The 23680-nt window shown below is 73.9% G+C and carries 20 protein-coding genes; 3 read left to right on the top strand and 17 right to left on the bottom strand.

Annotated features, from left to right (window positions below; translation table 11 throughout):
• Positions 1–26: 26 nt before the first annotated feature.
• Positions 27–1493, bottom strand: a complete 1467-nt coding sequence (locus tag IE313_RS09885) for a GuaB1 family IMP dehydrogenase-related protein (RefSeq protein ID WP_189930594.1) — start codon at positions 1491–1493, stop codon at positions 27–29.
• Between the two features lie 447 nt (positions 1494–1940).
• Here IE313_RS09885 and IE313_RS09880 point away from each other — a divergent pair, with 447 nt between their 5' ends.
• Positions 1941–2174 (top strand): metallothionein, encoded by a 234-nt coding sequence (locus tag IE313_RS09880; RefSeq protein ID WP_189930593.1) that lies wholly within the window; start codon positions 1941–1943, stop codon positions 2172–2174.
• A gap of 93 nt (positions 2175–2267) precedes the next feature.
• On the opposite strand, the gene IE313_RS09875 is transcribed toward IE313_RS09880, so the two are convergent.
• A complete protein-coding gene (locus tag IE313_RS09875; protein ID WP_189930592.1) occupies positions 2268–2687 on the bottom strand; it encodes a CBS domain-containing protein in 420 nt (139 codons plus the stop codon).
• A gap of 199 nt (positions 2688–2886) precedes the next feature.
• Between IE313_RS09875 and IE313_RS09870 the strand changes: the two genes are divergently transcribed.
• The gene (locus IE313_RS09870) at positions 2887–3303 is read left to right on the top strand and encodes a DUF2267 domain-containing protein (RefSeq protein ID WP_189930591.1); all 417 of its coding nucleotides are present in this window, start codon (positions 2887–2889) and stop codon (positions 3301–3303) included.
• Between the two features lie 378 nt (positions 3304–3681).
• Here IE313_RS09870 and IE313_RS09865 read toward each other — a convergent pair whose 3' ends face one another.
• From IE313_RS09865 to fmt, 5 genes are all read right to left on the bottom strand, one after another.
• The gene (locus IE313_RS09865) at positions 3682–4059 is read right to left on the bottom strand and encodes a barstar family protein (protein WP_189930590.1); all 378 of its coding nucleotides are present in this window, start codon (positions 4057–4059) and stop codon (positions 3682–3684) included.
• A 61-nt stretch (positions 4060–4120) separates the two neighbouring features.
• A complete protein-coding gene (locus IE313_RS09860) occupies positions 4121–5137 on the bottom strand; it encodes a sugar-binding transcriptional regulator (RefSeq protein WP_189930703.1) in 1017 nt (338 codons plus the stop codon).
• Positions 5138–5358: 221 nt separating this feature from the next.
• On the bottom strand, positions 5359–6045 hold the full coding sequence (rpe, locus tag IE313_RS09855; protein ID WP_189930589.1) for a ribulose-phosphate 3-epimerase: 687 nt from the start codon (positions 6043–6045) through the stop codon (positions 5359–5361).
• A gap of 168 nt (positions 6046–6213) precedes the next feature.
• Positions 6214–7683: an RsmB/NOP family class I SAM-dependent RNA methyltransferase gene (locus IE313_RS09850; RefSeq protein ID WP_189930588.1), complete on the bottom strand. Its 1470-nt coding sequence runs from the start codon at positions 7681–7683 to the stop codon at positions 6214–6216.
• Positions 7684–7731: 48 nt separating this feature from the next.
• Entirely contained in the window at positions 7732–8676 is a 945-nt protein-coding gene (fmt, locus tag IE313_RS09845; protein ID WP_189930587.1) for a methionyl-tRNA formyltransferase, read from the bottom strand.
• A gap of 341 nt (positions 8677–9017) precedes the next feature.
• Between fmt and IE313_RS09840 the strand changes: the two genes are divergently transcribed.
• On the top strand, positions 9018–9557 hold the full coding sequence (locus IE313_RS09840) for a hypothetical protein (protein WP_189930586.1): 540 nt from the start codon (positions 9018–9020) through the stop codon (positions 9555–9557).
• Between the two features lie 185 nt (positions 9558–9742).
• On the opposite strand, the gene IE313_RS09835 is transcribed toward IE313_RS09840, so the two are convergent.
• The 10 genes from IE313_RS09835 to carA form a co-directional block, all read right to left on the bottom strand.
• Entirely contained in the window at positions 9743–11899 is a 2157-nt protein-coding gene (locus IE313_RS09835) for a primosomal protein N' (RefSeq protein ID WP_189930585.1), read from the bottom strand.
• 460 nt (positions 11900–12359) lie between these two features.
• Complete coding sequence (gene metK, locus IE313_RS09830; RefSeq protein WP_189930584.1) at positions 12360–13583, bottom strand: methionine adenosyltransferase; 1224 nt, start codon at positions 13581–13583, stop codon at positions 12360–12362.
• Positions 13584–14197: 614 nt separating this feature from the next.
• Positions 14198–15400 carry a bifunctional phosphopantothenoylcysteine decarboxylase/phosphopantothenate--cysteine ligase CoaBC gene (gene coaBC, locus IE313_RS09825; RefSeq protein WP_189930583.1) on the bottom strand — a complete coding sequence of 401 codons (1203 nt, stop codon included), beginning with the start codon at positions 15398–15400 and terminating at the stop codon, positions 14198–14200.
• Between the two features lie 159 nt (positions 15401–15559).
• Complete coding sequence (gene rpoZ / locus IE313_RS09820) at positions 15560–15832, bottom strand: DNA-directed RNA polymerase subunit omega (RefSeq protein ID WP_189930582.1); 273 nt, start codon at positions 15830–15832, stop codon at positions 15560–15562.
• A gap of 61 nt (positions 15833–15893) precedes the next feature.
• Positions 15894–16487: a guanylate kinase gene (gmk, locus tag IE313_RS09815; RefSeq protein WP_189930581.1), complete on the bottom strand. Its 594-nt coding sequence runs from the start codon at positions 16485–16487 to the stop codon at positions 15894–15896.
• A gap of 37 nt (positions 16488–16524) precedes the next feature.
• A complete protein-coding gene (locus IE313_RS09810) occupies positions 16525–16848 on the bottom strand; it encodes an integration host factor (RefSeq protein WP_069814075.1) in 324 nt (107 codons plus the stop codon).
• Between the two features lie 243 nt (positions 16849–17091).
• A complete protein-coding gene (gene pyrF / locus IE313_RS09805; RefSeq protein WP_373316958.1) occupies positions 17092–17895 on the bottom strand; it encodes an orotidine-5'-phosphate decarboxylase in 804 nt (267 codons plus the stop codon).
• A gap of 35 nt (positions 17896–17930) precedes the next feature.
• A complete protein-coding gene (locus tag IE313_RS09800) occupies positions 17931–19067 on the bottom strand; it encodes a quinone-dependent dihydroorotate dehydrogenase (protein ID WP_189930579.1) in 1137 nt (378 codons plus the stop codon).
• 89 nt (positions 19068–19156) lie between these two features.
• A complete protein-coding gene (gene carB / locus IE313_RS09795) occupies positions 19157–22465 on the bottom strand; it encodes a carbamoyl-phosphate synthase large subunit (protein ID WP_189930578.1) in 3309 nt (1102 codons plus the stop codon).
• On the bottom strand, positions 22458–23654 hold the full coding sequence (gene carA, locus IE313_RS09790; RefSeq protein ID WP_189930702.1) for a glutamine-hydrolyzing carbamoyl-phosphate synthase small subunit: 1197 nt from the start codon (positions 23652–23654) through the stop codon (positions 22458–22460). The genes carB and carA overlap by 8 nt, the downstream gene beginning before the upstream one ends.
• Positions 23655–23680: the final 26 nt, after the last annotated feature.

Genomic DNA, 23680 nt, shown 5'->3' with positions numbered 1-23680 from the left:
GGCGGAAAGGGCCGCAGGGCGGCGCCTCAGTTCCAACTGGCGTGCAGCGGCTTGCCCTCCGCGTACCCGGCGGCGCTCTGCACACCCACCACGGCCTTGTCGGCGAACTCCTCCAGGGTTCCCGCGCCCGCATAGGTGCAGGCGGAGCGAACGCCCGCGATGATCGAGTCGATCAGGTCCTCCACGCCGGGGCGGGCGGGGTCGAGGTACATCCGGGATGTGGAGATGCCCTCCTCGAACAGTGCCTTGCGCGCCCGGTCGTACGCGGACTCCTCCGAGGTGCGGTTGCGCACCGCGCGGGCGGACGCCATGCCGAAGGACTCCTTGTAGAGCCGGCCGTCCGCGGCCTGCTGGAGGTCGCCCGGTGACTCGTAGGTGCCCGCGAACCAGGAGCCGATCATGACGTTGGAGGCACCGGCGGCGAGCGCCATGGCGACGTCGCGCGGGTGCCGCACGCCGCCGTCGGCCCAGACGTGCTTGCCGTGGAGGCGGGCCTCCGCGGCGCACTCCAGCACGGCGGAGAACTGGGGCCGGCCCACGCCTGTCATCATCCGGGTGGTGCACATGGCGCCGGGGCCCACCCCCACCTTGATGATGTCCGCGCCGGCCGCGAGAAGATCGCGGACGCCCTCGGCCGAGACGACGTTGCCCGCGACCAGTGGCACACCGGGGTCGAGGGCGCGCACGGCCCTGACGGCGTTGAGCATGGACTCCTGGTGGCCGTGCGCGGTGTCGACGACGAGGGTGTCCACACCGGCGTCCAGGAGCTGCTTGGCCTTGCCCGCGATGTCGCCGTTGATCCCGACGGCCGCCGCGACCCGCAGCCTGCCGCGGGCATCGGTGGCGGGGGCGTAGAGGGTGGCGCGCAGGGCGCCCGTGCGGGTGAGGATGCCGACCAGGCGGCCCTCCTCGTCGACTGCGGGAGCGTAGCGGCGGTTGGCCGCGTCCAGTTTGTTGAACGCCGCGCGCGGATCGATGTCGGCCGCCACCAGCAGCAGGTCCCGGGACATCACCTCGGACAACTGGGTGAAGCGGTCGACACCGCTCAGATCGGCGTCGGTCACCACGCCGAGCGGCCGGTGGTCCTCGTCGACGACGACGCCCGCGTTGTGGGCGCGCTTGGGCAGCAGCGCGAGGGCGTCGGCGACGGTCTGGGTGGGGGCGAGCACGATGGGCGTGTCGAGGACGTGGTGGCGCTGCTTGACCCAGGCGGTGACGTCGGCGACCACCTCGATCGGGATGTCCTGCGGGATGACGACGAGGCCACCGCGGCGGGCGACCGTCTCGGCCATGCGGCGGCCGGCGACGGCGGTCATATTGGCGACGACCAGCGGGATCGTGGTGCCGCTGCCGTCCGGTGAGGACAGGTCGACGTCCTGCCTGGAGCCGACCGCCGAGCGGTTCGGGACCATGAAGACGTCGTCGTACGTCAGGTCGTGGGAGACGGGGGACGACTCCACGCGGCGACCGGTGCCGGGTTCAAGGAAATGCATTTATCTCACATTTTCACGCGAAACGGCGCAGGTGATATCCGCGCAGACACAACAAAACGCCCCCGTGGTTGCCCAGTCCGGGGGCTTCGCTGTCGATGCCGGGGCAGAGGGCCTGCCTTACATCAAAACATTACCTGAGCGGGAGGGGACCGGCGAGCGGTCGGGCCGGAGAAAGGCGCGGCGGCCGCCCCGGGCTCGTCCGGCGCGGTCCGGGGCGGTCCGGGGCCGTGCCGGCCGCGGCACCGGCCGGCTGCGCGGCGCCCGGTCCGCCGGGCGCCGGGCAGCACGGCGGCGGAACGGCGGCGGGCCCGTGCGGGTGATCCCGGTAGGCCGGGCGGGCGCCGGTCAACGCGTCGCCCGACCCGTGCCCCGGCCTCGCGTTACGTTCCAGGAGAGCGCCTTCCACGAGCGACCGCCCTGTCCGTACCGCAAGAGGAGCTGACCCTCATGGCCGTCTGCGAGGTCTGCAACAACGACTACGAGATGTCGTTCGAAGTACACGCCGCAGGAGCGGTCCACACGTTCGACAGCATCGAGTGCGCCGCCCAGAAGATGGCACCGGTCTGCAACAACTGCCAGTGCCGCATCCTCGGCCACGGCCTCCAGTCCGACGGGCGGTTCTTCTGCTGCGCCAACTGCGCCCGTCAGAAGGGCGTGGCCCAGCTCATGGACCACGCATGAACGGGGCTGCCGGGGTCCTCGCGGCCCAGTGCCGTCCGGGGCGGGTGTCCCGAACGGCGCTGCGGTGGCCGCGACGGCCTCACAAACGGACCGTCAGCGGTTGGGCTCGGCCGCGCTGATGTCCGCGAGCGCCGAACGCTCGTCCTGTTCCATGGCGAGGTCGCCGATGCTGACGACGCCGACGAGCCGGTCCTCCTCGACCACCGGGAGACGCCGCAGCGCGTTGTCCCGCATGAGCCTGACGGCCGCACCGATGTCGTCGTCGGGCGCACAGGTCACCAGGTTGCTGCTGGAGACCTCCTGCGCGGCCGTCTGCTGCGGGTCCCGCGCGTCGGCCATGACCCGGGTCACCAGGTCGCGGTCGGTGACCACACCGCGCACCCTCTCCTCCTCGGCGATGATGACCTGTCCGATGTCCTCCTCGCGCATCAACTGCGCGATCTCGGCCACCGGGGTCCGGGGCGAGACGTACACCGGGTCGGCCGTCATGACCTCGCTGATCTGCTGGGCCATCGTGGTCTCTCCTTCCACCGGCGGCGGGTGGGCCCACCGGTCGTCTTCGGCTCAGTGACCCGGCACGAGTACCCGGCGCGACGGACATGACGCACACGTGTCGCCGCGCCCGGGGCGGGTACGCGTCGCGCCGGACGACCGCGGCTGCGGCCGTCCGCCTCCGCGGCCGCCCGAGGACGTGAGATGACGAGGAGGGCACATGAGGGAAGAAGAGTTCATCGGCCAGGTGCAGGCACGGGCGGGCTTCGGCAGCCGCGGTCCTGCCGAGTCGGCGACCCGGGCGACGCTCGAGACCCTGGCGGAGCGCGTGCAGAGCCCCCAGGCCGAGAATCTGGCCGCCCAGTTGCCGCGGGAGATCGGAGAACACCTCCGGCGGGTGGTCTACGCACCGGACGAACCCGTCACGGGCGCACGGATGAGTACGCAGGAGTTCTTCGACCGGGTGGCCGGCCGCGCCGGCCTCGACCCGCCCAAGGCCGCGCACGCCGCACGGTGCGTCGTGGAGGTCATGGGCGAGGCGACGCAGGGGAACATCGTCGAGAAGATCAAGGGATCGCTGGACGACGACCTGTCGGGGGTGCTGTTCGCCGGCAGCACCGGCAAGGCCGGTCCGTGAGGGGTAATGGCGCCGCCGTCACCCGTCGGTAACCGTTGCCGGCCGGTGGGCCCGCCGGTGACCGGTGCCCGCACGTGAGTGAGCGGCGGTGGGGCGTGGCACGCTCCGGCCCGCCGGCGGCGCGGAGCGCAACCGCATCGCAGGGACGGCCGGGACGGGAGGACGTGCGGACGGTCCGCGTGGGCGAACCGCCCCCACGACCGCGCGGCTGGGGGGCCGTGCGCCCTCGGGGCGCCCCGGATCCGTCCGGCCCATATGCCGGGGGCCCTGCCGTCCGGCCCGCGTGCAGGGGCCCTCACCCGCCTCCCCGGTGGGCTCCCGCCGGCACCGGACGGTGCGGCCCTCGCCGACCGCGCGCACCGCACCGTCCGGCCGGAGTCAGGCGCGCCCGGCCCCGGCCGCCGCCACGGCGAGCAGGACGGACAGGGTGCCGCGGCCCGCGGTGCGCCAGTGCGCCTCGGCCTCGGAGAACACCTTCAGGGCGATGGCCCATTCGCCGGGCCGCGCGGCCGCGTACTCCTGCCAGCCGGACACCAGCAGCAGGCGGCCGCGCGCCGCCGGAAGCCAGGACAGGTCCTTCAGGCTGTCGGCGAGCGCGTCCCAGTTGTGCCCGAACCAGTCGGGGAAGTGCAGGGCGCGGGCGCAGCGGTCCAGGAAGGCCGCCTTGTCCTCGACCCCGTCGAGGTCCAGGACGCTGCTGGTCCAGCCGGTGGCGCGCACCGCCTCCAGAACCGGGGCGAACGCTTCGTCGGTCATCTCCCCGCACCGCCTTCCGCCGGAGATCCAGCCCCGCCCCGGCCGGCCCCGCGCGAGCCGGTCACGCCGCGCCGCTGTCCGGGTCGGTGCGCTCCAGGGCCGGGTGCGGAGCGGGTACGGTCGCCATCAGGAAGTCCGCCGCCGCGGTGTCGGTGACCAGGCTGGTGACCAGTCCGGAGCGGAGCACCGCGTCGATGGCGGGTCCCTTGCGCTGTCCGCCGGCGATCGCGACCACCTCGGGGATGCGCCGCAGCCGGTCGGCCTCCACGGTGATGCACCGCTCGCCCAGGTCACGGCCCACCCTGCGGCCCTGCGCGTCGAAGAGGTGCGCGGACATCTCCGCCGCGACCCCCAGCGAGGCGTAGTGGGCGCGCTCGTCCTCGCTGAGCATGTCGTGGACGGTGGAGATGCCCGCCTCCCAGGAACCGATGGACACGCAGGCGACCGTCACCTTGTCGAAGTAGTCGAAGGCCCGGGCGATACCGGTCTGGTGGCGCAGCGCGTCCGCGGTGGCGGAGTCGGGCAGCAGCATCGGGGCGTAGATGGGGTGCGCCTCGCCGCCGGAGACCTGCGCGGCGCGCCGGACCGCCTCCACGGAGCCGCGCTCCGCCGTGCCCGCGTCGTACACGCCGGTGAGCTGCACGACCGTGCACGGGGGCAGCCGGTCGAGGGCGGCCGCCATGTGGATGGTGGACCGGCCCCAGGCAAGCCCCAGCACATCGCCCTCGGTGACCAGCTCGCCGAGCAGGTCGGCGGCGACCTCGCCCAGGTTCTCCGGGTCGGGTGACTCGTCGGCCTCCGCCGGGGACTCGACCACGACCGCGTGCCGCAGGCCGTAGCGGGCGCGCAGCGCGTCCGAGCGCTCGGCGTCCAGCTCTGCGGGCACTCTGATCTCGATCCTCACGAGATCACGTTCGAGGGCGGTCTCCAGGACCCTGGCCACCTTGAAGCGGCTCACGCCGAACTCCTCGGCGATCTGGATCTTGGATTTGCCCTCCAGGTAGAAGCGGCGGGCCATGGCCGCCGCCTGTACCAGCTCCGCGGGTCCCATCCGCAGAGCAGGCCGACCCGCCGACATGCCGGACACGGCGATCTCCTCACTGCTCTCAGGTTGTTCACACTCTGGATTCGCCGCTCATCCTTGCAGATCCACGGGGGTGCCTCCCAGGGCCTTCGGGCACTGGAAGACGTCGATCGGCCCTGATGGGCGGCGTTCACGTGCCCTTGTCCCGGTGGCCGCCCTGCGCTGGCCCGGTGGCCGCCCGACGCTCGGGGGTTCGGTCGGGTGTGCGGTGGCGCTCAGTGCGCCGGGGCCCACCCGGCGGTGGCGGTGGCCCGCTGGGCCCGCTCGCGCAGGGCCCGGACCGCGGCGGCCGGGTCGGACGCCCCGTAGACCGCCGATCCGGCCACGAAGACGTCGGCGCCGGCCTCCGCGCACCGCTCGATCGTCTCCTCCGAGACCCCGCCGTCGACCTGGAGCCACACGTCGAGGCCGTGCTTGCCGATGAGCTGCCGGGTGCGGCGGATCTTCGGCAGCATGATGTCGAGGAAGGCCTGTCCCCCGAAGCCCGGCTCGACGGTCATGACCAGCACCATGTCGAGCTCGGGGAGCAGGTCCTCGTACGGCTCGATGGGCGTGGCGGGCTTGAGGGCCATGCCCGCCCGCGCGCCCTTGGCCCGCACCTCGCGCGCGAGCCGCACCGGGGCCGCGGCCGCCTCCGCGTGGAAGGTCACGGACCCGGCTCCCGCCTCCACGTACTGCGGCGCCCAGCGGTCGGCGTCCTCGATCATCAGATGGCAGTCGAGCGGGGTGTCCGTGGCACGCGCCAGGGACTCCACGATCGGGACGCCGAGCGTCAGGTTGGGGACGAAGTGGTTGTCCATGACGTCGACGTGGAGCCAGTCGGCGCCCTGCACCGCTCTCGCCTCGTCGGCGAGGCGCGCGAAGTCTGCGGACAGAATGCTGGGGTTGATCCGGGGGGCCATGCCCCAAGCCTGCCATGCCGGTCCCGGACGTCCTCGCCCGGCGTCGGCTGTGGGGCAGGTGGGACGCGCGGGACGGCTGCGGCGGCCCGCACCGCCGTGGTGCCGCGGCACTGGGCCGCGGCACGGCCTGGCAGGACCTCGCAGCCCCGGCGGGCGCGCCCCGCCGGTTCAGTCCGTCCTGCGCAGCAGCGCCAGGTACATGGCGTCCGTGCCGTGCAGGTGCGGCCAGAGCTGGACGTCCGGGCCCTCGCCGAGCGACGGGACGCCCGGCAGCAGCGGCCGTGCGTCGACGAGCCGTGCGCCGCCGTGCCGCTTCAGGACGTCGTCGACCACCGCACGCGTCTCGGCCAGGTGCGGTGAGCAGGTCGCGTAGGCGACCACCCCGCCTGGCCGCACCGACACCAGCGCCGAGCGCAGCAGTTCACGCTGGAGCGGCGCGAAGCCGTCCAGGTCCTCGGGCCGGCGGCGCCAGCGGGCCTCCGGACGCCTGCGCAGCGCACCCAGGCCGGTGCACGGCACGTCCATCAGCACCCGGTCGAAACTGCCGGGCCGCCACGGCGGCCGGGTGCCGTCCGCGGTCAGCACCTGGTACGGCCCCGGATTGCCGGCCAGTGCCTTGGCCACCAGGCCCGCGCGGTGCGGCTGCTTCTCCGCTGCGACCAGCGCGGCACCCCGCCCGGCCGCGAGACCGCCCAACAGGGCCGCCTTGCCGCCGGGGCCCGCGCAGCCGTCCAGCCAGAGCCGGTCGGGTCCGTCGAGCGGCGCCGCGGCCAGCGCCAGCGCCACCAGTTGGCTGCCCTCGTCCTGCACCCCTGCGCGTCCTTCGCGCACCGCGTCCAGCGCCCCGGGCTCGCCGCCCTCGGTGAGCCGGGCCGCGTACGGGGACCAGCGGCCGGGCAGGGCGGCCCGGTCGCCGAGGGTCTCGACCAGTTCCTCGGCGGTCGCCCGGCCCGGGCGGGCCACCAGGGTGACCTCGGGGCGTTCGTTGTCGGCCGCCAGCAGCTCCTCGATGCCGGACCGGCCGCCGCCCAGCGCGTCCCACAGGGCGGAGACGATCCAGCGCGGGTGCGCGTGCACCACCGCGAGGTGGTCCTCGGGGTCGTCCTCGTACGACGGCGCCACCCGTGCCAGCCAGCCGTCCAGGTCGTCCTGGGCGATCCTGCGCAGCACCGCGTTGACGAACCTGGCCCGCCCGTCGCCCAGGACGACCCGGGCCAGCTCCACCGACGCGGACACGGCGGCGTGCGGCGGGATCCGGGTGCCGAGCAACTGGTGCGCGCCGAGGCTGAGCACGTCGAGCACCGGCGGGTCGACCTCGCGCAGCGGCCGGTCGATGCACTCCGCGATGACGGCGTCATAGGTGCCCTGGCGGCGCAGGGTGCCGTACACCAGCTCGGTGGCGAGGGCCGCGTCCCGCCCGTCGAGCTCGCCCTTCTCGCGGGCCCTGCGGAGCAGGGGCGGCAGGACGAGGTTGGCGTACGCGTCCCGCTCGCCGACGGCGCGCAGCGCGTCGAAGGCGAGGACGCGGACGGGGTCCTTCTTCGGGCGGCGGTACGGCTTCCCGGGCCTGCCCGGTTTCCCCGCCCCGCGCCCGGTGGGCGCCCGGCGCGCGGCAGGCTGCTCGTGCTGGTCGGTCAAAAGTGCTCCGCTGGTGGTATCCGGGCCGGGCAACTGCCCCGGCACCACTCAGCCTACGTCGCCGCCGCCCAGCCGTTCGCCCGGGGCGATGCGCACCCCGCGGGCCCAGTCGGCGGCGCGCATCGGCTTCTTGCCCTGCGCCTGCACCCACAGCAGCTCGACGGCGTACGAGCCGGTGCCCACATACACGTGGTTCTTGCCGGCGTCGAGTTCGCCGGGCGCCAGCCCGGCGCGGTCCGCGACCGGGGCGGCCTGCACCAGCTTCAGCCGCTCGCCGCGGAAGACGGTCCAGGCACCGGGTGCCGGCGTGCAGCCGCGCACCACCCGGTCGACGCGCAGCCCGGGGGCCGTCCAGTCCACCCGGGCGTCCTCGACGCGCACCTTCGGTGCGACGGTGATGCCCTCGGGGGGCTGCGGCACGGCCTTCAGCGTGCCGTCCTCGATGCCGTCCATCGTCGCCGCCAGCAGTCCGGCGCCCGCGAGTGCGAGCCGGGTGAGGAGGTCGCCGCTGGTGTCGGTGGGCCGGACCGCCTCGGTGACCGTGCCGTACACCGGGCCGGAGTCCAGGCCCTCCTCGATGAGGAAGGTGGAGGCGCCGGTGATCTCGTCGCCGGCCATGATCGCGTGCTGCACGGGTGCGGCGCCGCGCCAGGCGGGCAGCAGCGAGAAGTGCAGGTTGACCCAGCCGTGCACCGGGACGTCGAGGGCCACCCGGGGCAGCAGCGCGCCGTACGCCACGACCGGGCAGCAGTCCGGGGCGATGTCCCGCAGCCGCGCGAGGAACGCCTCGTCGCGGGGCTTCGCGGGCTTCAGCACCTCGATCCCGGCCTCCTCGGCGCGCTCCGCCACGGGACTGGCGACCAGCCTGCGGCCGCGTCCCGCGGGCGCGTCGGGACGGGTGACGACGGCGGCCACCTCGTGCCGCCCGGAGGCGATCAGGGCGTCCAGGGCGGGAACGGCGACCTCGGGGGTGCCTGCGAAGACGAGCTTCATCAGTGGCTGTCGGCCTCTCGGGCGGGAGCGTCAGGGCGGGCGCCCGTGGCGAGGACCGACGCGGGCGGCGCACCAGTCTAGGCGCGGCGCCCCACCCGGGTGCGCCTCGGCTCCGCCGCCCTGCTCCGGGCCGCCGGGAAGCGGGCGCCGAAGCGGGCGCCGCCCCCTGGCTCACCCGGGCAGAGCGCTCGGGGCCCACGCGCGGCGTACGCGGTCGCATCCGCCGCTGCGCCCTGTCACCGTGACCACACACGGGGTGGCGCGTTGGTCAAGAGAGAGTTGACCACAGGGGCCGCCGTCGCGGCCCGACCCGTTTCAACGCCGGTTCGAGAGGCTTGTTCATGGCCGACCACGCAACCCACGACGCCCAGGCTCGCGCCAGCCTGCATCTGCTGGTGCGGGACATCGAGCGGGTCCGCCGGCAGGTGGACGCACTGCGCACCCTCACCGCCCAGCTCGGCAACGTCTACCGCCCGCGACGCTCGGGCCCCGCCACGGGCTTCGTCGTCTACGGCCGGGCGCCGGCCCCGACCGTCCGGCTCGCCCAGGAGCTGCGCGACAGCGTGGAGACCCTGGTCACGGCCGCCGTGGACTTCGACCGCTCGCTGGGCTTCTCGTGGGACGCGGTGGGTTCGGCGCTCGGCGTCACCAAACAGGCCGTGCACCGCCGCTACGGCGCCCGCCGCGCCGCCGCGCAGGCCGCGGCGGAGGCCGAGCGCGGCCCCGACACCCAGCTCCCCGGGACGCACCCGCTGCCCCTGGGCGGCGGCCTGCCCGCGGTCCCCGCGGCCCGCTCGATGCCCGGGCAGCCCACCCCGGGCGGTGGCGCGCTGCGGGACGAGAGCAGGCCGGGCGCCTTCCCCGGACCGCGGCACGGCTGAGCGGGCCCCGCGGGAGTGGCCCCACCGCGCGACCGGGCCCCGCGGGGGCGGGCCCGCGCCGACGGCGCCGGGCCCCGGGCGGTCCCCGGCCGCCCGGGTCTGCCACTCCCGGCCGTCCAGGTCCACCACCCCCGGCCATCCTGATCCACCGCACGCGCGACGGCCCGCCCGCGGGGCACCGCCCCTCATCCGATGTCCGGTGGATCGACCCGGACCCACACCGTTTCCGCGCTCGCGCGTGCCGGCTTCGCCGTCCGCGCCGCCTGCGCCGTCTTCAGCGCGGCCGCCAGCGCGGCGCCGCTGCCGTGTGGGACCCGGACCAGCGCACGCTCCCACTGCTCCCCCGGCGGCGGCGCACCGGTGCGGCGGGGACTGCCCGGGGGACTGAGCGGCAGCAGCACAGGGCCGAGCACCTGGGCGTCGCCCGGCAGCTCGACCGCCGCGAGGAAGGCGTCGACCGCATCCGGCGGCCCGGTCACCGACGCCATCCGGGAGACCGGGGGGAAGCCGAGTTCCGCGCGCTCCGTACGCTCCCGGACGGCGAATCCGACCGGATCCCAGCGCACCAGGGCCTGCACCGGCTGCAAGGTTGGCTCGGCCACGACGACGACGGTGCCGCCCGCCTGCTGGTCCCGCACCAGGGCGGCGGCGGCGATCCAGCGGCGCAGGGCTTCCTCCCCCGCCCGCAGGTCGGGGCGGCCGAGCATGGTCCAGCCGTCCAGCAGCAGCGCCGCCGCGTAACCGCCCTCGGCGACGGGCTCCGCGCCCGGTGTGCTGACCACGAGCGCGGGAGTGCCGGGCACGGTGTCGAGGACCTGCTCGCGCCCCGAGGTGCGCACCGGCACCGCGGGAAACGCCCGGCCCAGCTCCTCCGCGGTGCGCCGGGCCCCGACGACCTGGGCGCGCAGCCGGAACGCGCCGCACTCGGTGCAGTGCCAGGCGGGCTCCTGCCGACCGCACCAGCCGCAGCGCAGGGACCCGTCGGCACCCGCCTGGACGGGCCCCGCACAGTGCCGGCAGCGCGCGGGCGTCCGGCAGCGCTCGCAGGCCAGCCGCGGCACATAGCCCCGCCTGGGCACCTGGACCAGCACCGGGCCCTTCGCCAGGCCCTCCCGCGCGGCCTGCCAGGCGAGACTGGGCAGCCGGGCCGCACGGGCCGCCTCGTCACGGGCGAGATCGGTGTCCTGCACGGTACGCACCAGCGGTGCGGCACGGCGCGCCTGCTCACGGTCCGCGACCAACGGCAGCGCCCAGCCGTTCTCGACGAGCTGGGCGGCCTCCACGGTGCAGCCCCAGGCACCGAGCAGGAAGGCGCAGCCGCTGTGCGCGGCCCGCAGGAGCAGCACCTCGCGGGCGTGCGGCTGCGGCGCGCGCGGCTCGCTGTGGCTGGAGTCGCCGTCGTCCCAGATGGCGACCAGGCCGAGGTTCCGTACCGGCGCGAACATCGCCGCGCGGGTGCCCACCACCGCCCGCACCGAGCCGCGGCGCACGGCGAGCCACTCCCGGTACCGCTTCTCCGGGCCCGCCTCCGCCGTCAGCACCGCGTGCCCGCCCGGGCCGAGCAGCGCCGTCAGGGCGGCGTCCACCCGGGCCAGGGTGCGGCCGTCGGGCACCACCACGAGCGCGCCGCGGCCCGAGGACAGCGTCGCGGCTACGGCGTGGGCCAGCGCATCGGCCCACTCGGGGCCCGGCAGGGCGTTCCACACCGCGCGGGGCGCGCCCGCGGTGGCGAGTGCGTCCAGGAAGGCCGGGCCGCGTGAATAGCGCTCCCAGGGGCCGGGCCCGGGTGCCGGGGGCGGTGGGGCGGGCTCGGGCGAGGGCCTGCTCTCCGCGCGTGCGCTGCGCGGGGGCACGGCGAGCTGGAGGACGTCGGCGAGAGAGCCTGCGTAGCGGTCCGCCACGGCGCGTGCGAGGCCCAGCAGCTCGGGGTCGAGGACCTGTTCGGGCGAGACGACCTGGGCGAGCGCCGCCAGCGGGCCCGCGTAGTCGGACTCGGCGACGCGCTCCACCAGGAAACCGTCGACGAGCCCGCCACCCTCCCTGCGCCCGCCGCGCACCCGGTGCCCCCCGGCCCCGAACCGCACCCGCACCCGCACCCCCGGTTGCGCCTGCTCGTCGAGATCCCGGGGCACCGCGTAGTCGAAGTACCTGTCGAGGTGGAGCACGCCCTTGTCGACCACCACCCGCGCCACCGGCAGCCGCTCGGCCAGCTCGGCCCCCCGCCAGGTCCGCGGCTTGGCACGCGGCGCCTTGGCCTTGCGCACGCTCTCCCGGATCAGCGCGAGCTGCTCCGGCGGCACGCCTCCCGCCGCGCCGTCCCCCTGGCCGTTCTCGCTGCTCACACCAGCATTCCTACCAGACCCCACCGACAGCCCACGCTGCCGCACGAGCCCGGGTCGCACCTCACTCGGCCACCTGGCCGCGAGGTGCGACCCACCCGCCTGCGACCGCCCCGCAGTGCGCTGCCCTTGTGTGCCGTCCGCGTCGCGCCGTGGGAGCCGCGAGCGCCGGCACCACCTCGGCCCCCGGCCCGCATCCGGCCACCGGCGAGCACCGCCATCGCCTCGGCCCGCGGCGCGCAACGGCACAGCACCGGCACGGGGCCGGCGCACACGCGGCCGGCCGGTGGTGCACCCCGCGGTTGCGGACCGGCTCGGCGCCGGGGCCCGGCCGCGATCGCGGTCCCGCCCGCACCGGCGGCCGCGTCCGCACACGAACGAGGTCCGGCAGCCTGGCGAGGCTGCCGGACCCGGTTGGTCCAGGTTCCGGGCTGCGCTGGGCGGCGCCCGGAACGAGGTGGTGCTACAGGAGGCCCGCCGCGGCGCGCAGGGCGTCCACGCGGTCCGTGCGCTCCCAGGTGAACTCGGGAAGCTCGCGGCCGAAGTGGCCGTACTTCGCCGTCTTGGCGTAGATCGGGCGGAGCAGGTCGAGGTCGCGGATGATCGCGGCCGGGCGGAGGTCGAAGACCTCGTTGATGGCGGCCTCGATCTTCTCGGTGTCCACCGCGTTCGTCCCGAAGGTCTCGACGAACAGGCCGACCGGCTCGGCCTTGCCGATGGCGTAGGCCACCTGGACCTCGCAGCGGGAGGCGAGGCCCGCGGCGACGACGTTCTTCGCGACCCACCGCATGGCGTACGCGGCGGAGCGGTCGACCTTGGAGGGGTCCTTGCCGGAGAAGGCACCGCCGCCGTGCCGGGCCATACCGCCGTAGGTGTCGATGATGATCTTGCGGCCGGTGAGTCCCGCGTCACCCATGGGGCCGCCGATCTCGAAGCGGCCGGTGGGGTTGACCAGCAGGCGGTAGCCCTCGGTGTCGAGCTTGATGCCGTCGTCGACGAGCAACTTCAGCTCGGGCTCGACCACGAACTCGCGTACGTCGGGCGCGAGCAGCGACTCCAGGTCGATGTCGCTCGCGTGCTGCGAGGAGACCACGACCGTGTCGAGGCGGGCTGCCTTGTCACCGTCGTACTCGATGGTGACCTGGGTCTTTCCGTCCGGACGGAGGTAGGGGATGGTGCCGTTCTTGCGGACCTCCGAGAGGCGCTCGGACAGGCGGTGCGCCAGGCGGATCGGCAGCGGCATCAGCTCGGGGGTCTCGTCGCAGGCGTAGCCGAACATGAGGCCCTGGTCGCCGGCGCCCTGCCGGTCCAGCTCGTCGAGCTCAGCGGTGACGGCACCCTCGACGCGGGTCTCGTACGCCGCCTCGACGCCCTGGGCGATGTCCGGGGACTGGGAGCCGATGGACACCGAGACGCCGCAGGAGGCGCCGTCGAAGCCCTTCTTCGACGAGTCGTAACCGATCTCCAGGATCTTCTCGCGCACCAGCTTGGCGATGGGCGCGTAGGCCTGGGTGGTGACCTCGCCGGCCACGTGGACCTGGCCGGTGGTGATCAGGGTCTCGACGGCGACCCGGGAGGTCGGGTCCTCCCGCAGGAGTGCGTCGAGGATGGTGTCGCTGACCTGGTCGGCGATCTTGTCGGGATGACCTTCGGTGACGGACTCCGAGGTGAAGAGACGGCGGGACACATCGCTCCCTGGGGTTGCAGCGGCTGCTGGCTGAGCATTGGTGGAGTGGCCGGGGGCTGCGCCCGGCGGCGTCCGCGAACAGTTTATCGGGCAAAATCGCCCATGGCCCAGGTGTCTCGCCACTTGGGCGAGGTCTGGTGATCCGCACCACGGTACGACGGCCGCCCCGCGGGTGGGCCGCACCACGCCCGCAGGCGTCCGGGTGCACCGGCTCCCCCCGATGCGCTGGACGAACGTTTCGCCAGGTCACCGTGGGCGGTGGGACACGGATGCGCCGGGGCGCGGCGGGCGGCGCCGGTCACCTGGACGTGCCCGCCGGGACCCGTCCCGGGCGGCGGGCCCGGCCCCCGGCACACCCCGCGCTTCTGGCGAAATCTGTTCGACTGAGTCCCTGCGGAGCGGTGTACCGGGCCCTCCGGGAGGCCGTGCGGACACCGCGCTCCGGCCCTGCCGGCGCTCCGCGCGCCCGCCCGCCACCGGGCCCGCCGCGGCCCCGCCGGGCCCCCGCGCGAAAGCCGCCCGGGCCCAACGGCCACGACAGTCACGACAGCCCGAATAACCCCCAATGACCCCAGCGGCCCCAGCGGCCCCAGCGGCACGCTCGCCGGGTCGCCTCAGCTCAGCCGGCCGGCCACCAGGTCCCACACCACATCGGCGAGGGCCTCCTTGGGCCCGTGCGGGACGAGCGTCTCGCTGCCGTCGGCACCGAGCACCACGGCCTCGTTCTCCTCGGCGCCGAAGGTCTTGCGCTCACCGACCTCGTTGACGACGAGGAGGTCGCAGCCCTTGCGGCGGAGCTTGGCGCGGCCGTTCTCCAGGACGTGGTCCGTCTCCGCGGCGAAGCCGACGACGATCTGGCCGGGCCGCGGGCGGTCGGCGGAGAGCTCGGCGAGGATGTCGGGGTTGCGCACCAGCGCCACGGCCTCGGGCTCCCGGCCGTCCTCCTTCTTGATCTTCCCGGTGGCGTAGGCCGCGGGCCGGAAGTCGGCCACGGCGGCCGCCATCACCACCGCGTCGGCCTGGGCTGCGGCCTTGAGGACCGCCTCACGCAGTTGTGCCGCGGTGCCCACCGGGACGACGTCCACGCCGGCCGGGTCGGGCAGGCCGGTGTTCGCGGCCACCAGCGTGACGCGCGCGCCGCGGGCCGCGGCGGTGCGGGCGAGGGCGTAGCCCTGCTTCCCGGAGGAGCGGTTGCCGAGGAAGCGCACCGGGTCGAGCGGCTCACGGGTGCCCCCCGCGCTCACGACGACGTGCAGCCCTCCCAGGTCCGGCGGGAGGATGCCGCGGGCCAGCACGCGGCGGCAGACCTCGAAGATCTCGGCGGGGTCGGGGAGGCGGCCCTTTCCGGTGTCCACGCCGGTGAGGCGGCCTACGGCCGGCTCGACGACGACGGCCCCGCGGCGGCGGAGCGTGGCGACGTTGTCCTGGGTGGCGGGGTGCTCCCACATCTCGGTGTGCATGGCCGGCGCGAAGACGACGGGGCAGCGGGCGGTCAGCAGCGTGTTCGTCAGGAGGTCGTCGGCGATGCCGTGCGCGGCCTTGGCCAGCATGTCGGCGGTGGCCGGCGCGACGACGACCAGGTCGGCGGACTGGCCGATGCGGACGTGCGGGACCTCGTGGACGTCGGACCAGACCTCCGTGGCGACGGGGTGGCCGGAGAGCGCGGACCACGTGGGGGCGCCCACGAACCGCAGGGCGGAAGCGGTCGGCACCACACGGACGTCATGGCCCGACTCGGTCAGGCGGCGGAGCAGCTCGCACGCCTTGTAGGCGGCGATCCCGCCGCTGACCCCCAGAACCACCTTCGGCCTGTCCACCGTGCCTCCCCGCCTTCGTCCCGGACTACGGACCCTGCTTGACACAACACACCTATGACACACCACGGGCCCGGCAGTCTGCTGCCGGGCCCGTGGTGTCGCGGTCGGACCGCCGGGGCTCGCCACCGGGCCGGTGGCCCGAGCGCCCGCGGGGCCTTGCTACTGCGCCGGGCCCTCGACGGCCTCGGACGTCAGCAGGCCGGCGTTGATCTCGCGCAGGGCGATCGAGAGGGGCTTCTCGTGGACGTGGGTGTCGACGAGCGGACCCACGTACTCCAGGAGGCCCTCACCGAGCTGCGAGTAGTACGCGTTGATCTGGCGCGCGCGCTTGGCCGCGTAGATCACGAGGCTGTACTTCGAGTCGGTGGCCTCGAGGAGCTCGTCGATCGGGGGGTTGATGATGCCCTCGGGCGCGGTGGTGGAGGAGGACACGCGCTACCTTCCGGAAGATGGGAAATGATCAGTGTGAGGCGCCGGACACAGCGGACATCGTTCACACAACGTCCACCAAGGCTAGCAGCTCACGCGCAACGTGCTCGACGGAGGTGTTGACCAAGGTCACATCGAACTCCGACTCCGCCGCGAGCTCGACCCTGGCTGCCTGCAGACGGCGCTCGATGACCTCGGCGGACTCGGTGCCCCGGCCGGTGAGCCGGCGCACCAGCTCGTCCCAGGAGGGCGGGGCGAGGAAGACCAGCCGGGCGTCCGGCATGGACTCCCGCACCAGTCGTGCGCCCTGGAGGTCGATCTCCAGCAGGACGGGATCGCCCGCCTCCAGCCTGCGCAGCACGGCCCCGCGGGGGGTGCCGTAGCGGTGGCCCGCGAATTCGGCCCACTCCAGGAGCTCGCCGTTGGCGACCAGCTTGTCGAATTCGTCGTCGGTGACGAAGAAGTACTGGACGCCGTCCCGCTCGCCCGGCCGGGGCCTGCGGGTGGTGGCGGACACCGAGAGCCAGACCTCGGGGTGCTCCTTGCGCAGATGCGCGACGACCGTGCTCTTGCCGACCCCCGAGGGGCCGGAGAGCACGGTCAGCCGCGGACGTGCGTCCGGGGGTACGGGGGGCGTCCCCCGGGATGTTGCAGCCATGCAGCGATTATCCAGGTTCGCGTCAGGGGCCGGGACGTCAGGCGGCGTTGCCGCCGAACTCCCGCTCCAGCGACGCGATCTGGTTCGAGCCGAGACCGCGCACTCGGCGGCTCTCGGAGATCCCGAGCCGCTCCATGATCTGCTTGGCGCGGACCTTGCCCACGCCGGGCAGGGACTCGAGCAGGGCGGAGACCTTCATCTTGCCGATGACGTCGTTCTCCTGGCCCTGCTTGATGACCTCGTGGAGCGAGGCGCCGGAGTGCTTGAGTCGATTCTTGACCTCGGCCCGCTCCCGGCGAGCCGCGGCGGCCTTTTCGAGCGCGGCTGCGCGCTGTTCAGGGGTAAGGGGCGGAAGAGCCACGCCTACGTCACCTCGGATGTCGAACTGTCGGATACGGACCGGTGAGGAACCTAGTCGCCCCACACCTGGGGAGCAACGAGCAACGCGTTTGCCCGTGCACTCTCGACGGAGACTAGCGGCCAAGTCCGCCGGAGTCAGCGAGAACAGACGAAAAGTCCTGGTCAGCCTTTGCCGAGCCGGACATTTCACACAAATAACCTCGGTTTTCTGTCCAATCCGCCCCCGAGGCGACCAGGCACGACGTCATCGGGAGGGCAGGGCGGCCCGTACCTCGTCCGCGAATCGGGTCGCGGCGGACCGCAGCGCGGACGGGTCGGGGCCTGCGCGGAGCACTCCGCGGCTGACGTTCGGGACCACGTTGCGCACCGCGGCACCGAACACCTCGGGGAGATCGCGCGGCGTGGCGCCCTGGGCGCCGATGCCGGGAGCGAGCAGCGGCCCGTTGATCCCGAGATCATACGCAGACAGGTCGCCCAGGGTCGCACCGACCACCGCTCCGAAGGAGCCGAGCGGGTCCGCCCCGGCGTTCTCCGCGGCCAGCCGGGCGAGCACGGTGGCCGCGACCGTGCTGCCGTCGGACCGCACGGCGTGCTGGATCTCGGCGCCCTCCGGGTTGGAGGTGAGGGCGAGCACGAAGAGGCCGCAGCCGCTCTGCCTGGCCAGGTCCACGGCCGGCCGCAGGGAGCCGTAGCCGAGGTAGGGCGAGACGGTCAGCGCGTCCGCGAACAGCGGCGCGTCCTTCCGCAGGAACGTCTCCGCGTAGGCGCTCATGGTGGAGCCGATGTCGCCCCGCTTGGCGTCCATCAGGACGAGCGCACCGGCGGCCCTGGCCTCCTCGACCGTCTTCTCCAGGACGGCGATGCCGCGCGATCCGAAGCGCTCGAAGAAGGCGCTCTGCGGCTTCAGCACGGCGACCCGGTCGGCCAGCGCGTCGACGACGGCGCGGCTGAAGCGCTCCAGGCCGCCGATGTCGTCACCGAGGCCCCAGTCGGCGAGGAGGGAGGCGTGCGGGTCGATGCCGACGCACAGCGGGCCGCGCTCGTCCATGGCGCGGCACAGCCGGGCTCCGAAGGGGTGCGGGTTCACGAGGCTCCTCTGGTGGGTCGCACGGGACCGGACAGGTGGCCGCCCGGGTCGCCGACCGCGTCGGCGAGGGTGGCGTAGGGCGAGGCGGCGAGGCGCGCGGCCAGGCCCCGGTGCACGGCGCGGGCCCAGAAGGGGCCGCGGTAGATGAGGGCCGTGTAGCCCTGCACCAGCGTGGCGCCGGCCAGGACGCGCTGCCAGGCGTCCTCCGCGCTCTCGACGCCGCCCACCGCCACGAGGGTGATGCGCTCGCCCACGCGCGCGTGCAGGCGGCGCAGGACCTCCAGGGAGCGCTCCTTGAGCGGGGCTCCGGAGAGTCCGCCGGTCTGCCCGGCGAGCGAGGGGTCGGCGGTGAGGCCGAGGCCGTCGCGTGCGATGGTGGTGTTGGTGGCGATGATGCCGTCCAGGCCCAGCTCGACGGCCAGGTCGGCGACGGCGTCCACGTCCGCGTCGGCGAGATCGGGCGCGATCTTGACCAGCAGTGGCACCCGGCGCCCGGGCACGCTGCGGTCGGCGGCCGCGCGGACGGCGCCGAGCAGCGGCCGCAGCCGGTCGGTGGCCTGCAGGGAGCGCAGTCCGGGCGTGTTCGGCGACGAGACGTTCACCACCAGGTAGTCCGCGTGGCGCGCCAGGCGCTCGGTGGACGTCACGTAGTCGCGCTCCGCCTCGTCCTCGGGGACTGTCTTGGTCTTGCCGATGTTGACGCCCACCGTGGTCGTGAAGACGGCCCGGCGGGCCGCGAGCCGGGCGGCGACGGCCGCCGAGCCCTCGTTGTTGAAGCCCATGCGGTTGATCAGCGCACCGTCGGCGGGCAGCCGGAAGAGGCGCGGGCGGGGGTTGCCGGGCTGCGGCTCCCCGGTGACCGTGCCGATCTCGACGTGCCCGAAGCCGAGCATCGCCATCCCGTCGATGCCGACGGCGTTCTTGTCGAAGCCCGCGGCGAGCCCGAGGGGGCCGTGCATCCGGCGGCCGAAGGCCGTCACGCGCAGTTCGGGACGGCGCGGCGCGAGGAAGGCGGCGATCAGGGCGCGCAGACCCGGGACGCGGGCCGCGCAGCGGATCCAGGCGAAGGCCGCCCGGTGGGCCCGCTCCGGGTCGAGGCGCCGGAAGGCCAGGCGGAAGAAGAGCGTGTACATGTGGGGTCCGTCGGTTCAGTGGTGAGGGGGTGCGCGGGGCGCGGGGGGAACGCCGCAGGGGGGCACCGCGCGGTGCCCCCCTGCGGCCGCTAGACGCGCGCCTCGGTCAGGTGCCGGGCGTGTTCCTGGAGGGAGCGCACTCCGACCTCGCCGTGCCCGAGGGCGTCGATGCCCTGCACGGCGGCGGCCAGCGCCTGGACCGTGGTGAGGCAGGGCACGCCGCGGGCCACGGCCGCGGTGCGGATGTCGTAGCCGTCCAGGCGGCCGCCGGTGCCGTACGGGGTGTTGACGATTAGGTCGACCTCGCCCTCGTGGATGAGCTGCACGATGGTCTTCTCGCCCCCCGGCCCGGTGCCCTCGGACTGCTTGCGCACCACCGTGGCGCTGATGCCGTTGCGGCGCAGCACCTCGGCCGTGCCGGAGGTCGCCAGCAGCTCGAAGCCGTGGCCCACCAGCTCGCGGGCCGGGAAGATCATCGAGCGCTTGTCGCGGTTGGCGACCGAGATGAAGGCGCGGCCCTTGGTCGGCAGCGGCCCGTAGGCGGCCGCCTGGGACTTGGCGTAGGCCGTGCCGAAGACCGAGTCGATGCCCATGACCTCGCCGGTGGAGCGCATCTCGGGGCCCAGCACGGTGTCCACGCCTCGGCCGTGGATGTCGCGGAAGCGGGACCAGGGCAGCACGGCCTCCTTGACGGAGATCGGCGCGTCCAGCGGCAGGTCGCCGCCGTCGCCGTGGGGCGGCAGCAGTCCCTCGGCGCGCAACCCGGCGACGGTGGCGCCCAGCGAGATCCGTGCGGCGGCCTTCGCGAGCGGCACCGCGGTGGCCTTGGAGGTGAAGGGCACGGTGCGCGAGGCGCGCGGGTTCGCCTCCAGGACGTAGAGGATGTCACCCGCCAGCGCGAACTGGATGTTGATGAGTCCGCGTACGCCCACGCCGCGCGCGATCGCCTCGGTGGAGGTCCGCAGCCGCTTGACGTCGAAGCCGCCCAGGGTGATCGGCGGCAGTGCGCAGGCGGAGTCGCCCGAGTGGATCCCGGCCTCCTCGATGTGCTCCATCACGCCGCCGAGGTAGAGCTCCTCGCCGTCGTAGAGGGCGTCCACGTCGATCTCGATCGCGTCGTCGAGGAAGTGGTCGACGAGGACCGGGCGGGACGGACCGATCTCGGTGGACTCGTCGATGTAGGAGGCCAGCCGGGTCTCGTCGTAGACGATCTCCATACCGCGCCCGCCGAGGACGTACGACGGGCGCACCAGCACGGGGTACCCGATCTCGTCGGCGATGGCCTTGGCCTCGGCGAAGGTGGTGGCCGTGCCGTGCTTGGGCGCGGGCAGGCCGGCCTCGGCGAGCACCCGGCCGAAGGCGCCGCGGTCCTCGGCGGCGTGGATGGCCTCCGGAGGGGTGCCGACGATCGGCACGCCGTTGTCCTTGAGGGCCTGCGCGAGGCCGAGCGGAGTCTGCCCGCCGAGCTGCACGACGACACCCGCGACGGGGCCCGCCTGCGTCTCCGCGTGCACGATCTCCAGGACGTCCTCCAGGGTCAGCGGCTCGAAGTAGAGCCGGTCGGAGGTGTCGTAGTCCGTGGAGACGGTCTCGGGGTTGCAGTTGACCATCACCGTCTCGTAGCCGGCCTCGCTCAGCGCGAAGGAGGCGTGCACGCAGGAGTAGTCGAACTCGATGCCCTGCCCGATGCGGTTCGGGCCCGAGCCGAGGATGATCACCGCGGGCTTGGTGCGCGGTGCGACCTCGGTCTCCTCGTCGTAGGACGAGTAGAAGTACGGCGTCCGCGCGGCGAACTCGGCGGCGCAGGTGTCGACGGTCTTGTAGACGGGACGGATGCCCAGGGCGTGCCGCACCTCGCGGACGACGTCCTCGCGCAGGGCGCGGATCTCACCGATCTGGACGTCCGAGAAGCCGTGCCGCTTGGCCTCGGCGAGCAGGTCGGCGGTGAGCTCCGGGGCGGCGGCCAGTTCGTCGGCGACCTCCTTGATCAGGAAGAGCTGGTCGACGAACCAGGGGTCGATCCGGGTCGCCTCGTGGACCTCCTCGGGGCCCGCACCCGCGCGGATCGCCTGCATCACCGTGTTGACGCGGCCGTCGGTCGGGCGGGCCGCCGCGCGCAGCAGCTCCTCGCGGTCGCCCGGCTCCCCCGTGAAGGAGAACTGGCTGCCCTTCTTCTCCAGCGAGCGCAGCGCCTTCTGCAGTGCCTCGGTGAAGTTACGGCCGATGGCCATGGCCTCACCCACCGACTTCATGGTGGTGGTGAGTCCGGAGTCGGCGGACGGGAACTTCTCGAATGCGAATCGCGGGGCCTTGACGACGACGTAGTCCAGCGTCGGCTCGAAGGACGCCGGAGTCTGCTCGGTGATGTCGTTGGGGATCTCGTCGAGGGTGTAGCCGACGGCGAGCTTCGCGGCGATCTTCGCGATGGGGAAGCCGGTGGCCTTGGAGGCGAGCGCCGAGGAACGCGACACGCGCGGGTTCATCTCGATGACGATGACCCGGCCGTCGGCGGGGTTCACGGCGAACTGGATGTTGCATCCGCCGGTGTCGACGCCGACCTCGCGGATCACCGCGATACCGATGTCCCGCAGGGTCTGGTACTCGCGGTCGGTGAGCGTCATCGCCGGGGCGACGGTGACGGAGTCGCCGGTGTGCACGCCCATCGGGTCGAAGTTCTCGATGGAGCAGACGACCACGACGTTGTCGTGCTTGTCGCGCATCAGCTCCAGCTCGTACTCCTTCCAGCCGAGGATGGACTCCTCAAGGAGCACCTCGGTCGTCGGCGACAGGGTCAGGCCCTGCCCGGCGATCCTGCGCAGTTCCTCCTCGTCGTGGGCGAAGCCGGAGCCGGCGCCGCCCATGGTGAAGGACGGCCGGACGACGACGGGGTACCCGCCGAGCTCCGCCACTCCCGCGAGGACGTCGTCCATGGAGTGGCAGATCACCGAGCGGGCCGACTCGCCGTGCCCGATCTTGCGGCGCACCGCCTCGACGACCTCCTTGAAGAGCTCCCGGTCCTCGCCCTTGTTGATGGCCGCCACGTTGGCGCCGATCAGCTCGACGCCGTACTGGTCGAGGACGCCCGAGTCGTGCAGGGCGATGGCGGTGTTCAGGGCCGTCTGGCCGCCCAGGGTGGGCAGCAGCGCGTCCGGGCGCTCCTTGGCGATGATCTTCTCGACGAAACCGGGGGTGATGGGCTCGACGTAGGTGGCGTCGGCGATCTCCGGGTCGGTCATGATCGTCGCGGGGTTGGAGTTGACCAGGACGACCCGCAGGCCCTCGGCCTTCAGGACGCGGCACGCCTGGGTGCCCGAGTAGTCGAACTCGGCGGCCTGTCCGATGACGATCGGTCCCGAGCCGATGACCAAGACGGACTGGATGTCGGTGCGCTTAGGCACGCTGGTCCTCCATCAGGGATGCGAAGCGGTCGAAGAGGTACGCGGCGTCGTGCGGGCCCGCGGCCGCCTCGGGGTGGTACTGGACGCTGAAGGCCGGCCGGTCAAGCAGCCTGAGCCCCTCCACGACCTGGTCGTTCAGGCAGACGTGGGAGACCTCGGCGCGGCCGTAGGGGGTCTCGGAGACCCGGTCGAGGGGGGCGTCGACGGCGAAGCCGTGGTTGTGCGCGGTGACCTCGACCTTTCCGGTCGCACGGTCCTGGACGGGCTGGTTGATGCCGCGGTGCCCGTACTTCAGCTTGAAGGTGCCGAAGCCGAGGGCGCGGCCGAGGATCTGGTTGCCGAAGCAGATGCCGAACAGCGGGATGCGCCGCTCCAGGACCTCACGCATCACGGCGACCGGGCCGTCGGCGGTGGCCGGGTCGCCCGGGCCGTTGGAGAAGAACACGCCGTCCGGCTCCACGGCGAGGACGTCGGCGGCGCTCGCCGTGGCGGGCAGGACGTGGACCTCGATGCCGCGCTCGGCCATCCGGTGCGGGGTCATGCCCTTGATGCCGAGGTCGACGGCGGCGACCCTGAAGCGTGCCGCGCCGGCCGGCAGCGGCCGCCCGTCGGGGCCGAGCGCGGGGACGGTGTAGGGCTCCTTGGTGGCCACCTCGGCGGCGAGGTCCGCGCCGGTCATCTCGGCGGCCCCGCGCACCTCGGCGAGCATGGCCGTCTCGTCCGGCAGCTCCTGGCCGGAGAAGACGCCGACCCGCATCGCACCGCGCTCGCGCAGATGGCGGGTGAGGGCGCGGGTGTCGATGCCGTGGATCCCCACCACGCCCTGTGCGGCCAGTTCCTCGTCCAGGGTGCGCCGGGAGCGCCAGTTGGAGGGGGTGCGTGCGGGGTCGCGCACCACGAAGCCGGCCACCCAGATGCGGGCCGACTCGGGGTCCTCGTCGTTCACGCCCGTGTTGCCGATGTGCGGGGCGGTCATCACGACGACCTGGCGGTGGTACGAGGGATCGGTGAGGGTCTCCTGGTAGCCGGTCATGCCGGTGGAGAAGACCGCCTCTCCGAAGGTCCGGCCCACCGCTCCGTAGGCGCGGCCGCGGAAGATCCGGCCGTCCTCCAGGACCAGCGCGGCGGGCAGTGCGCTCCTTCGGGCGGGGCCGCCCTGACCGGGCCGCGGGGCGGCGGCAGCGGGCATGGAGGCCGGCGTGGCGGGCGTTGCCG

This window comes from Streptomyces sulfonofaciens (genome assembly GCF_014656295.1).
Taxonomy (GTDB): Bacteria; Actinomycetota; Actinomycetes; order Streptomycetales; family Streptomycetaceae; genus Streptomyces; species Streptomyces sulfonofaciens.
The sequence above is the reverse complement of the archived record's forward strand: the minus strand, read 5'-3'. Positions and strand labels throughout refer to the sequence as shown.